The sequence below is a fragment of the Pseudomonas sp. UBA4194 genome (genome assembly GCF_002379585.1).
Classification (GTDB): Bacteria; Pseudomonadota; Gammaproteobacteria; order Pseudomonadales; family Pseudomonadaceae; genus Aquipseudomonas.
Genome location: NZ_DFUE01000046.1, coordinates 140,544 through 152,255, shown reverse-complemented (window position 1 = coordinate 152,255; position 11,712 = coordinate 140,544). Strand labels below are relative to the sequence as shown.

Annotated in this window: 12 protein-coding genes; 6 read left to right on the top strand and 6 right to left on the bottom strand. The window is 61.6% G+C overall.

Going from position 1 to position 11,712, the window contains the following annotated elements; all coding sequences use genetic code 11:
• Positions 1 to 127 precede the first annotated feature (127 nt).
• From B3397_RS12690 to B3397_RS12675, 4 genes are all read right to left on the bottom strand, one after another.
• Positions 128 to 691 carry a cob(I)yrinic acid a,c-diamide adenosyltransferase gene (locus B3397_RS12690; RefSeq protein WP_296250519.1) on the bottom strand — a complete coding sequence of 188 codons (564 nt, stop codon included), beginning with the start codon at positions 689 to 691 and terminating at the stop codon, positions 128 to 130.
• A 2-nt stretch (positions 692 to 693) separates the two neighbouring features.
• A complete protein-coding gene (locus tag B3397_RS12685; protein ID WP_296250517.1) occupies positions 694 to 2,709 on the bottom strand; it encodes an ATP-binding protein in 2,016 nt (671 codons plus the stop codon).
• 187 nt (positions 2,710 to 2,896) lie between these two features.
• Complete coding sequence (locus tag B3397_RS12680) at positions 2,897 to 3,811, bottom strand: putative 2-dehydropantoate 2-reductase (RefSeq protein ID WP_296250515.1); 915 nt, start codon at positions 3,809 to 3,811, stop codon at positions 2,897 to 2,899.
• On the bottom strand, positions 3,811 to 4,761 hold the full coding sequence (locus tag B3397_RS12675) for a GGDEF domain-containing protein (protein ID WP_296250513.1): 951 nt from the start codon (positions 4,759 to 4,761) through the stop codon (positions 3,811 to 3,813). Before B3397_RS12675 ends, B3397_RS12680 begins: the two co-directional genes overlap by 1 nt.
• A gap of 160 nt (positions 4,762 to 4,921) precedes the next feature.
• Between B3397_RS12675 and B3397_RS12670 the strand changes: the two genes are divergently transcribed.
• A complete protein-coding gene (locus B3397_RS12670; RefSeq protein WP_296250511.1) occupies positions 4,922 to 5,401 on the top strand; it encodes a YajQ family cyclic di-GMP-binding protein in 480 nt (159 codons plus the stop codon).
• A gap of 100 nt (positions 5,402 to 5,501) precedes the next feature.
• Positions 5,502 to 6,344, top strand: a complete 843-nt coding sequence (locus tag B3397_RS12665; protein ID WP_296250509.1) for a mechanosensitive ion channel family protein — start codon at positions 5,502 to 5,504, stop codon at positions 6,342 to 6,344.
• 163 nt (positions 6,345 to 6,507) lie between these two features.
• Here B3397_RS12665 and B3397_RS12660 read toward each other — a convergent pair whose 3' ends face one another.
• Complete coding sequence (locus B3397_RS12660) at positions 6,508 to 8,052, bottom strand: AmpG family muropeptide MFS transporter (protein ID WP_296250507.1); 1,545 nt, start codon at positions 8,050 to 8,052, stop codon at positions 6,508 to 6,510.
• 42 nt (positions 8,053 to 8,094) lie between these two features.
• Positions 8,095 to 8,439 (bottom strand): MGMT family protein, encoded by a 345-nt coding sequence (locus B3397_RS12655; RefSeq protein WP_296250505.1) that lies wholly within the window; start codon positions 8,437 to 8,439, stop codon positions 8,095 to 8,097.
• 103 nt (positions 8,440 to 8,542) lie between these two features.
• On the opposite strand from B3397_RS12655, the gene B3397_RS12650 reads away from it, so the two are divergent.
• The 4 genes from B3397_RS12650 (at position 8,543) to B3397_RS12635 (ending at position 11,695) form a co-directional block, all read left to right on the top strand.
• Positions 8,543 to 9,550 (top strand): DUF481 domain-containing protein, encoded by a 1,008-nt coding sequence (locus B3397_RS12650; RefSeq protein WP_296250502.1) that lies wholly within the window; start codon positions 8,543 to 8,545, stop codon positions 9,548 to 9,550.
• A 178-nt stretch (positions 9,551 to 9,728) separates the two neighbouring features.
• Entirely contained in the window at positions 9,729 to 10,460 is a 732-nt protein-coding gene (locus B3397_RS12645; RefSeq protein WP_296250501.1) for a HugZ family protein, read from the top strand.
• A gap of 65 nt (positions 10,461 to 10,525) precedes the next feature.
• Complete coding sequence (locus B3397_RS12640; RefSeq protein ID WP_296250499.1) at positions 10,526 to 11,002, top strand: FxsA family protein; 477 nt, start codon at positions 10,526 to 10,528, stop codon at positions 11,000 to 11,002.
• Between the two features lie 399 nt (positions 11,003 to 11,401).
• Positions 11,402 to 11,695, top strand: coding sequence for a co-chaperone GroES (locus tag B3397_RS12635; RefSeq protein ID WP_043186886.1), 294 nt, complete (start codon positions 11,402 to 11,404; stop codon positions 11,693 to 11,695).
• The last annotated feature ends 17 nt before the right edge of the window (positions 11,696 to 11,712 follow it).

The window sequence follows — 11,712 nt, the reverse complement described above, 5'->3', positions numbered from 1 at the left end:
GGAGAGGGGGCTAGAAGCAGTACGCGGTGTTTCATCTGTCCGTGATCGGCTCCCTCTCCCCAGGGAGAGGGCTGGGGTGAGGGGACCATCCACCACAAACCCCAAGCCAGGCACCCCCAACCCAAACCTAACCCTTAACCGCCGCCACCCATAACACCTCCGCCACCCCTTGGCGGCGTGCAATGATCCGCGCCGCCACGAACAACACATCCGACAGCCTGTTGATGTAAGCCAATCCCACGCCGGCCAACGGCTCCAGCGCATTCAATTGTTGGCAGCGGCGTTCGGCACTGCGCGCCAGGCTACGACACACATGGGCCTGGGCGATCAACGCCGAACCGCCCGGCAAGATGAAGTTTTCCAGCGGCCCGAGTTCTTCATTCCAGGTGTCGATGGCCGTTTCCAGACGCTCGACTTCAGCAGCATTGAGGGCATGGTAAGCCGGCATGGCCAGCTCTCCCCCCAGGTCGAACAATCGATGCTGGCAGGGGGCAAGCACTTCGCTCACCTCTGCCAGGCGCGGGTCATCAGCCAGATTGGCCAGCAGCAACCCTAACTGACTGTTCAGGGTATCGACTTCACCGATGGCCTCCACCCGTGGATGGTCCTTGGGCACACGGCGGCCATCACCCAGGCCAGTCTCGCCTTTGTCACCGGTGCGGGTGTAAATCTTCGACAGGCGAAAGCCCATGGTCATATCTCCGTGGTCGGGGCCGGCAGGGTGTTGCTTGCCAGCGGCAGGCGCAAGGTGAAGCAGGTGCCCTGGCCTGGGGTGGAATGCACTTCCATCTGGCCCTTGTGGTTGTTGGTGATGATGAAATAGGACACTGAAAGCCCAAGGCCGGTGCCCTGACCAATTTCCTTGGTGGTAAAGAACGGCTCGAAGGTGCGCTTGCGCACGTTCTCGGACATGCCGATGCCGTTGTCCTCCACCTGGATCTCGGCCCACGGTGGATTGAGCCGGGTGCGCAGAATGATACGCCCGGGCTCGGAGCCGTCGGGCCGTTGATGAATGGCTTGGGCGGCGTTCTTCAACAGATTCAGCAGCACCTGCTCCAGCTCGTTGGCAGTGCCCGGCACCGGGCCCAGGGTCGGGTCGAACTGACGCACGATATTCTGGCCCTTGAAATCAAAACCGATGGCCAGGTCGAAGTCATTGCCGGCGATTTCCACCGCCTGATCGATCAGACCCGGTAGATCGCAGGGTGCCATCTCCCGCGTGCTGCGGCGGCTGAAGCTGAGCATGTGGGTGACGATCTTGGCCGCACGCGCGCCGGCTTGCTGGATGCCGTCCAGCAACTGCGGTATCTCGCGGCCTCGCAGGTAGGCATTGACCGTTTCCAGATCGATACCGGCCTCGCTGGCTTGCTCCAGGTTCCTGGGCAAGTCGGCTGACAGGCGGCGCCTGACGTTCTGCACGTTATGCAGGATGGCTCCCAGCGGATTGTTGATCTCGTGGGCCATGCCGGCGGCCAGACCGCCCACCGAGAGCATTTTCTCGGACTGCACCATCATCTCCTCCAGGGACAGGCGCTGAGTGATGTCGTCGATACGAATCACCACCCCGCGGCCGGCGCCGCCCATCAACGGATAGAAGGTGAGGGCATAGTGGCGCGGGGTGTCGTCCTTGACCCAGGTCACGCGTTCGATCTTGGCCACGGTGTGCTGCTCTACCGTGGTCTTGAGTTGCGGCAGGAATGGCTTGAGCGGCTCGAAGGCCAGAAAGATCGGCTGGTTCAGTGCCTCGTCCAGCGGCGTACCGGAGAGTGCACTGGCTTCCTGATTCCACTGGGTGACGTACAGTTGCTCGTCCAGCGCGATCAACGCCGAGGGCATGGAGTCGATGATGCTGTTGAGGTAGTTCTGGAAACCGGTGAGTTTCTTTTCGATCTTGCTGCGCACCTGGACCTCAAGCTCCAGCTTGCGGTTGGTGTGACGCGTTTCCTCGGCCAGGCCCTGGGCCTGATCGTACGCGGCCTGGGATTCGTCGCGGGCGCGCTTGAGTTGCTGCTCCCGGGCTTCGATACGCGACAGCATGGTGTTGAACGCTTCGGCCAGGCTGCCGATTTCGTCATGGTTGCCGCGTCCGGCACGCAGGGCGTAGTTCTCTTCTCGGGTGACCTGGCGCGACAGCTCTTCGAGGCGGTAGATGGGTTGGGTGATCAGGCGTTTGATCTGCCGGGCGATGACCATCCAGAGCAACACGCTGAACACCAGAATCCCCAGGCTGGCGGTGAGGGTGCCGGTGTAGAAGGCCACCGGCAGCTCGCTGCTGGCCACCAGCAACAGGTGGCCCGAGTTGGACAGCGGCACCAGTTGCGTGCTGCGAAACTCGCTGGCGCGCCAGTCCTGGATCGCGGAGAAATGGTTGGGCAACTTAAGGCGGTCGCCGTGCTGTAACTGCGAGAGCAACTTGCCGTCGGCGTCGTACACCGCGGCCGCGCGCAGGGGGGAGTAGCTGTTAAGTTCGCTGAGCAGCGCTTCGGCGTCTTGTGGGGAACGAAGCGCCTGCTGCGCCAGGCCCGGATTGGAGACGAGACGGCCGATGGTCAGCAAGGCCTGGGGCGCCATGCTTTCCTGGGAGATCCAGTAGGCAGCGCTGATGAAGGTCAGGTTGGCGACCAGCAATACGGTGGTCAGCAGCACCAGCAGGGCAGCCAGCAGTTTCTGGCCAACCGGCAGGTTTTCGAGTCTCTGGCGCAAGGGCATCGAGGGTTCGCTTTCAAGGCAGGGCAGGGGCGCAGTGTATCAAAACTGGCCGTGCCGGTTGTGGGGTGTCAGTACCGGCCCCTTCGCGGCTGCACGCCGCTCCTACAAAAGCACCCCACACCCCTTCAATCCCCCACACCCACCCCCTGTAGGAGCGGCGTACAGCCGCGAAGGCCGCCCCTCGGTCTCAACCCTTGCGCTGCAAAAACGCCACCAACCGCGCCCGCAACCTGCGCAGCTGCGGCACATCGCAGCCTTGCCGCGCTGCGGCATCGCACACATAGCCCAACAGATAGTCGATCTCGGTCCGCCGCCCCTGGCTGACATCCTGGTGCATCGAAGAATAATTCGCCGCGGTGGCCTGAATCACCCGCTCCACTTCCTCATGCAAGCCCCGCGCGGCATCCGCTTGGCCACAGCTTTCCAGCACCTGCGCCAGTTCGGCACACAACGTCGCGACTTCGCACCCATGCTCCACCAGCCCGCCATTGCGGCAGTCATACAGCACCGTCAGCGGGTTGATCGCACAGTTAAGGGCCAGCTTGCGCCACAGGCGGGCGAGGATGTCAGGTGTCCACTGATGAGGGATGCCAGCGCCCGCCAGGTCGGCCAACAGCCCGCTGTTGTCAGGGCTTGCCGAAGGGTCGGCAGCGCCAAGCCAAGTGAAGCCCTGGCCAGCGAACACCACCTTGAAATCAGCCGTGCGAAACGCCCCCTCGGTGCTGGAGGCAAACAGGCAGCGGCAGTGACCCAGCAAGGCCGCGACAGCCTGTTGGCTGCCCATGCCGTTCTGCAACAGCACGACTTGCGCGCCTGGCGCCAACCGCGGGATCACCCCCTTGATCGCGTCCACGGCGTCATAGGCCTTGCATGCCAGCAGCAGCCGATGAATCTGCCCGGTGTCGGCCACGGTCTGGGCCGCGATCGGGTAACGCTCGCAGCGCCCCGGCTCACTCAGTTCCAGGCCTCCGGCCGCCTGGTACGCCTGCAGTCGCTGGGCATCGCGTAACACCAACTGCACTGGCACGCCGGCACGCGCCAGCCTGCACGCCCACAGGCTGCCGAGACTGCCCACGCCGAGCACGTGCCAGGTGCGGCCCATCAGCCTTTGGCCGGCATCCGCTTGGCGGTCACCAGCCCTGTGGCGTAGGAATCGGCCAGCAATTGGCTGGCTTCCTCGAACAGGGTATCGGCCTCCAGCGGCAGGCTTTTGGCATCCAGCCCTACCAGACTGATGCCGGCAGTGATCCGCAGGTCGCCCGCAGTGGTCATGAAGCCCTTGAGATTGAGCCCATCATGCAAGCGCTTGAAACTGCTGGGGGCGCACTCCTGCAGATCGGCGGGCAGCGTCACCAGCACGAAATGGCGATCGTCCAGACGCGCCAGCACGTCCAGTGGGCGGACCATCTGTTGCAGGCGCCGACCCACGGCCTGAATCAGTTCGTCATAGAAGTCGCCACCGTGCTCACGCTGCAATTGCGCCGCATTCTGCACGCCGATCAACAAATAGCAGATGGCCCCGCCGCGAGCTTGTACCTGACGCAGCGCATCGGCCAGGCGCTGGCGCAGATAGCGGGCGTTGCCCAGCCCGGTCAGGGAATCCACCACGTTGCGCTGTTCCAGGCTGGCGATGTTCTGACGCAGCAGGCGGTTTTCCTGACGCATCCGCTGCAGGGAGCTGCACAGGCGGTCTGCGGCGTAAACACGAGGCAGCAGTTGCAACTCCAGCTGGGCCGGATGGATCACTTCGTCGATACCGTTGTCAGCTGTCTCGTCCAACAGCACCTGCGGATCGCGGTCGGTGAACAGCAGGGTGTAGGTGTAGTGGTCGCCCATTTCGTCCAGTTGCTGCACCCGCGATGCCAGCGCCAGCCCGGCGTCACCGGCGGTCAGCAGCAGGTCTGCCGATTGCTGCTCCAACACTGTGCGCGCTTCGCCGGGGGAGGTCTGCCGGATATTGATGTAGCCATTGTTGCGCAAGATACCGCTGATCCGGTCACTCCAGGCAGGGTCGTCGTTGACCAGCAAAATACTCAGATTGGGGTTCGACATGGGTGGCTCGTGTGGAAAAGGAGGATGACCCTCGCCTGAATTCAAGCAGCGGGTGCATTTCATAATGCTGGCACCCTTATAATGACCCGGCATTTTAGTCGTCAAGCCAGGCGTGCTCCTTCTTTCATCGAGCCGCCGATTTATTTTTCGGAGATAACACATGCCCTCGTTCGACGTAGTGTCCGAGCTGGACAAGCACGAAGTCACCAACGCGGTCGACAACGCCATCAAAGAGCTCGATCGCCGCTATGACCTGAAGGGAAAAGGCAGTTTCGCCTTCAAGGACCTGACCGTGACCTTGACCGCCGAAGCCGAGTTCCAGCTTGAGGCGATGATCGAAATCCTCAAGATGGCACTGGTCAAGCGCAAGATCGACGTGCAGTGCCTGGAGATCAAGGACGCCTACGCCTCAGGCAAGGAAATGAAGCAGGAAGCCATCCTGCGCGAAGGTATCGAGAAGGAGCTGGCAAAGAAAATCGTCGCCCATATCAAGGACGCCAAGCTCAAGGTACAGGCCGCCATTCAGGGCGAGCAGGTGCGGGTGACCGGCAAGAAGCGCGACGACCTGCAAGAGGCCATCGCGGCCCTGCGCGCCAAGGAATTCGGCATGCCGCTGCAGTTCAACAACTTCCGCGACTGATGAACCTTGGGTGCCAGGCGGCGTCCGACCTGTTGCGGCCGCGGTCGGGCGCCGTCCGAAGCCCGCAATAACACACGCAATACGGAGGTAGGAGAACCCCATGGATTTGAACGCTGAAGTCGGTCACCTGGTCCAGGCATCACAAGCCTGGATTCCGATGGTCATGCAATACGGCAGCAAGGTCATCCTGGCCTTGGTCGTACTGTGCGTCGGCTGGTGGCTGATCAACAGAGTCACGGCCAGTCTGCAGAAACTGTTGGCGCTGCGGCACATTGACCTGGCGCTGCAGCGCTTTATCGGCACATTGGCCAACATCATCCTGAAGATTCTGCTGTTGGTGAGCGTGGCTTCGACGGTGGGGGTTGAAACCACCTCGTTCGTCGCCGCCATCGGTGGTGCGACCGTGGCCATCGGCCTGGCGCTGCAAGGCAGCCTGGCGAACTTCGCCGGTGGCGTCCTGATCCTGTTGTTCCGTCCGTTTCGCATCGGCGACTGGATCGAAGCCCAGGGTGTGAGCGGTACCGTGGACTCGATCCAGATCTTCCACACCGTGCTGCGCACCGGCGACAACAAGACGGTGATCCTGCCCAACGGCAATCTGTCCAACGGCATCATCACCAACACCAACCGCCAGCCAACCCGCAAGATCACTTTCGATATCGGCGTGGACTACGATGCCGATCTGCAGAAGGCGCGGGAGATCCTCCTGGACCTGGCCAAGGACCCACGAGTGCTGCAAACGCCGGCGCCCGAAGCGGTGGTGGCGGCGCTGGGTGACAGTGCTATTACCGTGTCTTTGCGGTTGTGGGTGAACACTGGCGACTTCGGCGGCGTGACCAACATGCTCAACGGTGAGATCCGTGACCGCCTGCGCGCCGAGGGGATCGACATTCCGTTCCCGCAGCGGGTGATTCGAGTCATGCAGGAAGGCGAGGCCAAGTAGGCCTTGCCCTGGCAATGAAAAAGCCCCGGCCTGGATGGTCGGGGCTTTTTTGTGGCCGCTGGGTGAGAAGGGACTGAAAGTGTACGCGCGGTGGTGATTGCCAGTCATCCACATCCTCTCCCCGAAGGAGAGGGCTGAGGTGAAGGGGTCATTCACCACCGATCTAGACCTGGCTGTCCGCTCCCGCCGCTTCCTCGCGCGCAATCCGCGCATTCTCCTGCTTCCAGTGCAGCGCAATCAGCAGCAGCGTAGGCACGCCCAGCAACGCGGTGATCAGGAAGAAGTTGTGATAGCCGAACTTCTCCACCATCACCCCCGAATACCCGCCGATCAGCCGTGGCAGCAGCAGCATGATCGAACTGAGCAGTGCATATTGCGTCGCCGAGAACTTCAGGTTGGTCAGGCTCGACAGGTAGGCTACGAACGCCGAGGTCGCCAGGCCCGAGCTGAAGTTGTCCAGGGAAATGGTCAACACCAGCATTTTCAGGTTCGGGCCCATGTCCGCCAGCATCAGGAACAGCAGGTTGGTGCCGGCCGAGGTCACGCCGCCGATGAACAGGATCGGCAGGATTCCGAAGCGCACGATCAACAGCCCGCCCATGCCGGCGCCCAGCAGCGTCATGATCAGGCCGAAAATCTTGCTGACGCTGGCGATCTGATCCTTGGTGAAGCCCTGGTCGATGTAGAAGACGTTGGCCATCACGCCCATCACCGTATCGGACATGCGATAAGTGGCGATCAGACCGAGCAGCAGCAAGGCCTGCCAGCGATAGCGCAGGATGAAGTCGTTGACCGGTGTGAGCACAGGCGCCAGGCCGCGTCTGCCCATGGAGGACAGGCACAGGGCAGTGAGGATGATATAGAGCAGGGCGCGCAGGAAGGCACGGTCTTCGAGCAACAGATCCACCAGGCTTTCGCTGCCGAACAGCACGCTGGCGAAGTCGGTGTTGTACAACTGCGTGAACATCGCCGGTACCGACACCAGCAGCACGATCAACACGAACACCGACGCCAGTTGGTGGGTGAAGCCATAACGTGCCGCCGACAGTTGGGTGCGCATGGCCACCGGAGGTTCGCGCATGACCAAGGTGGTGATCAGTGCGGGCACCATCAGCACGCCAAACAGCATGTAGGTGCTCGCCCAGGCCTTGTGCAGGTAGGCGAATCCGGTCGAGCCGAAGCCTTCGGCAAAGTACAGCGCACCGGCGGTAGCGAGCAGGGCAGCAACGCGGTAACCGGCCATGTAGCTGGCCGCCAGGGCTGCCTGGCGCTGATCCTCGGCGATTTCCAGGCGATAGGCATCCACCGCGATATCCTGGGTCGCGGAAGCGAAGGCGACGACGACAGCAATCGCGATCAGCCAGGACAGGTGCTTTTGTGGGTCGCAGAAACTCATGCCGATCAGGCCAAGGATCACCAGCGACTGGGCCAGGACAAGCCAGGAGCGACGTCGCCCTAGCTTGCCCAGCAAGGGCAGGCGCCATTGATCGAGCAGCGGCGACCAGACCCATTTGAAGGCGTAGGCCAGACCGATGAGGCTGGCATAGCCGATGGTTTCGCGGGCGACACCCGCTTCACGCAACCACACCGAAAGGGTTGAAAACACCAACATGTACGGCAGACCGGCAGCAAAACCGAGCAACAGAAGCACAACGGTGGACGGGCTGGCATAAGCGGCGAGCGCGGCGCGCCAGGTTTTACGGGGCATGGGCTGGAATCTGCCTCAGTTTACGAAAACAAAGCGCGCACTCTAACCGCATGGCGACTCCGGGCGCCAGCCATGGCACCCCATATCCACGCGATTCTTCATGATCAGCACGCCTTCGCTGCGTAATCGCGCCCGTTGCTCGTCGCCACCCACCGTCCCGCAGGCCAGGCTCAGGCGGCCACCGGCGGCGATCACACGGTGCCAGGGCAGGCGACTACCGTCGGGCAGTTGGCTCAACGTGCGGCCCACCCATCTCGCTGCACGCCCCAGCCCCGCCAACTCGGCGAGCTGACCATAGGTCACCACTTTGCCTTCGGGCACTTGAGCCAGCACGGTGTACAGCGCTGTGCGACGAACTGCCGCAGGGTCATCAGGGTTATTTTGCATTTGGGAATTGAACTCATCCATGCTCTGCGGGTCTGTGCTAGCTCAGGTCTTGTCCAACGGGATAATGCCGTAATTTCCACGAACTTGAGCCCTGAATTCGCTTATGTTATCGAGAACTCTACTGTGCTTCGCTGTGGCTTCGGCCTCTACTGCCGCCATGGCAGACACCGTCTGGCTGAAGAACGGCGACCGTATCAGCGGCAAGATTACCGTGTTCGACGGCGGCAAGTTGATGGTGACGACGGACTACGGCGGCTCGATTCCCCTGGACTGGAAGAAGGTCAAGACGCTGGAAAGCGATCAGGAATTACTGGTCAAGCAGGATGCCTACACCGGCGAGAAAGCCAAGTCGCTCAAGGCTGCCGAGGATGGCAAGGTCACCCTGGAAAATGGTGAGGCGCCCAAGACCGTGGATCTGGCCAGCATCCAGCAGATTATCAAGCCGAAACCGGTGGTCACTGACCTGCAGATCAAAGGTAACGTCGACCTGGCGCTGGACTACAAGCGCGCCGAGACCGACACCGATGATTACAACGTTGCCTTCAAGACCACCGCTCGCCATGGCAAGTGGCGTCACATTGGCGCGGGTGAATACAACCGCGAGTCCCAGGACAGCGTGGTCACCACCGACAACTACAACCTGGAATACTCCCTGGACCGCTTTCTCACCGAGCAATGGTTCTGGCAAGGGCGGCTGGATTTCAAACGCGACCACATCGAAGATCTGGAGCGCCAGCGTACCGTGGGTACCGGCCCGGGCTATCAGTTCTGGGATGACGAACTGGGCGCCTTCTCGCTCGGTGGCCTGATCAACCGTACCGACTACCAGTATTCGGACGGCGGCAAGGACAACTTCTACTCCGTAGCCATGAAGTGGGATTACAACCGCTACCTGATCGGCAAGACGGTGCAACTGTTCAGCAACGGCGAACTCGGCAAGCCGATCGGCAACGTTGCCGACTACAGCCTGGATGCGGAAATCGGCCTGCGCTACAAAGTCACCGAATGGGCTTCGCTGAACCTCAAGGCCGAAAAAGACTTGATCAGCGGCACCAGCAACGCCGACCTCGACACCACACGCTACACCGCCGGCTTCGGCGTCGCCTGGTAACGCGACAAGGTTCGCGGCCCCCCCAGCCGCGAACCAATCCCCGTAGCAGCGGCGTAAGCCGCGTCCTACCCCCCACCCATACCCCAAACTCCATACCACCCAGCAAGACGCGCCTCACGCCGCTGCTACGGCGTGGTAATTTTGCGTTCATCTGTTTCCCTTCTGAAAGGACGTCTCGATGAGCGAAAACACCCAGCGCCAGGCCCGGGAGCTACTGCTCAAGGAGTACCGCGGCACACTGTCCACCCATTCCAAGGCCATGCCCGGCTTCCCCTTCGGCTCGGTGGTGCCGTATTGCCTGGATGCCCAGGGCTATCCGCTGATCCTCATCAGTCGCATCGCCCAGCACACCCACAACCTGCTCAAGGACCCCAAGTGTTCGCTCTTGGTGGGCGAGCGGGATGCCGAAGACGTTCAGGCCGTGGGTCGGCTGACCCTGCTTGCCCAGGCGCGCAAGCTCGAAGACCCAGAGCAGATCGATGCTGCGGCGCAGCGCTACTACCGGTTCTTCCCGGAATCGAAGAACTACCACAGCGCCCATGCCTTCGATTTCTGGGTACTGGAACCGGTGCGCCATCGCTACATCGGCGGTTTCGGCGCGATTCACTGGCTGGATCACCTCACGCTGGCCAACCCGTTCGCAGGCAAAGCGGAAACCTCCATGGTCGAACATATGAATGCCGACCACGCCAAGGCCATTGCCCACTATGTGGCCTTGAGTGGTCTGCCCAACGATGCGACCGCGCAATTGGTCGGGATAGACAGCGAGGGCATGCACCTTTTGATCGGTCACAGGGTGTTCTGGCTGGCTTTTCCAAACCCTTGCAATACGCCGACACAAGTCCGCGAAGCCTTGGTTTCCCTGGCTCATGCGCAATCCTGGCCAGCGGTGGATGAAGTGCAGGCTTGAAATAACGATTTATTGACGTCATCTAGAGTCTACTGGAAGGCATTCTTCCGTAGAGGAAACCATTGATGCGTGCTTTTTTACTGTTGTTCCTACTGTTCCCCGTGCTGGAGCTGTACGTCTTCTTCAAGGTCAGCACAGCGATCGGGTTCTTCCCGGCCTTGCTGCTGATCATCGCCGGTTCCGCCTTGGGCGTACTGGTCATGCGTGTGGCCGGGCTGGCCACCGTGCTGCGCACCCGTGAAAGTCTGCAGCGTGGTGAACTGCCCGCCGAGCAGATGTTCCATGGGCTGATCACCGCCATGGGCGGTGGCCTGCTGATCGTTCCAGGGTTTATCACCGACGTGCTCGGCCTGATCTGCCTGTTGCCGTTCACGCGCAACTTCCTGATCCGCAAGATGCGCGATCGTGCCGAAGCGCAAGCTCTGCGTCAGCGGGCGTTCGCTGATGACCTGCAGGCGCGCCAAGGGCCGGCTCCAGGGCGCAGGCCTGAGGTGATCGAAGGTGAAGTCATCGAGGGAGAGTTCGAGCACCGCGATCGTTGATCACCCCTGCTGCACCCGCAAAGCGGCGCCCTCGGGCGCCGTTTTTTTTGTCTGCACTGTCTTGGAAAATTTCCACATATGTTCACTAACGCCTGACATCTTTATTTTCGGCGGCCACGTATCGAGGGCTGGCACCGAACCCGCTCCAGGGGGGCGCCCGCCGGGTCGTCTATCGGCACTGAACCCTCGGCTGACGCCCGTCGGCAGCCGCAAATTTTTTTGCCGCTGCCCTTGTAATCTCCTTGGCCGACCTTATGTATGGGTCACCGCAAGGTTTGTGGCATAGCTGCCACACATGTTTCCGCGTCTTGCAGTGCAAGCCGCGACCGGTTACGCCGGAAGATCCACGCCGCCGGTATGACACCGGCCGATGAAAACCATAATTAGGAGAGATCGACAATGAAGCTTCGTCCTCTGCATGACCGCGTCGTTATCCGTCGCAGCGAAGAAGAGTCCAAAACCGCTGGCGGTATCGTTCTGCCAGGTTCGGCCGCTGAAAAACCCAACCGTGGCGAAATCGTCGCCGTGGGTACCGGCAAGATCCTGGACAGCGGCGAAGTCCGCGCGCTGGCCGTGAAAGTGGGTGACAAGGTGGTATTCGGCCCTTACTCCGGCAGCAACACCGTGAAAGTCGACGGCGAAGACCTGCTGGTGATGAGCGAGAACGAAATCCTCGCCGTCGTCGAAGGCTGATCCCGCACAGCTCCCGT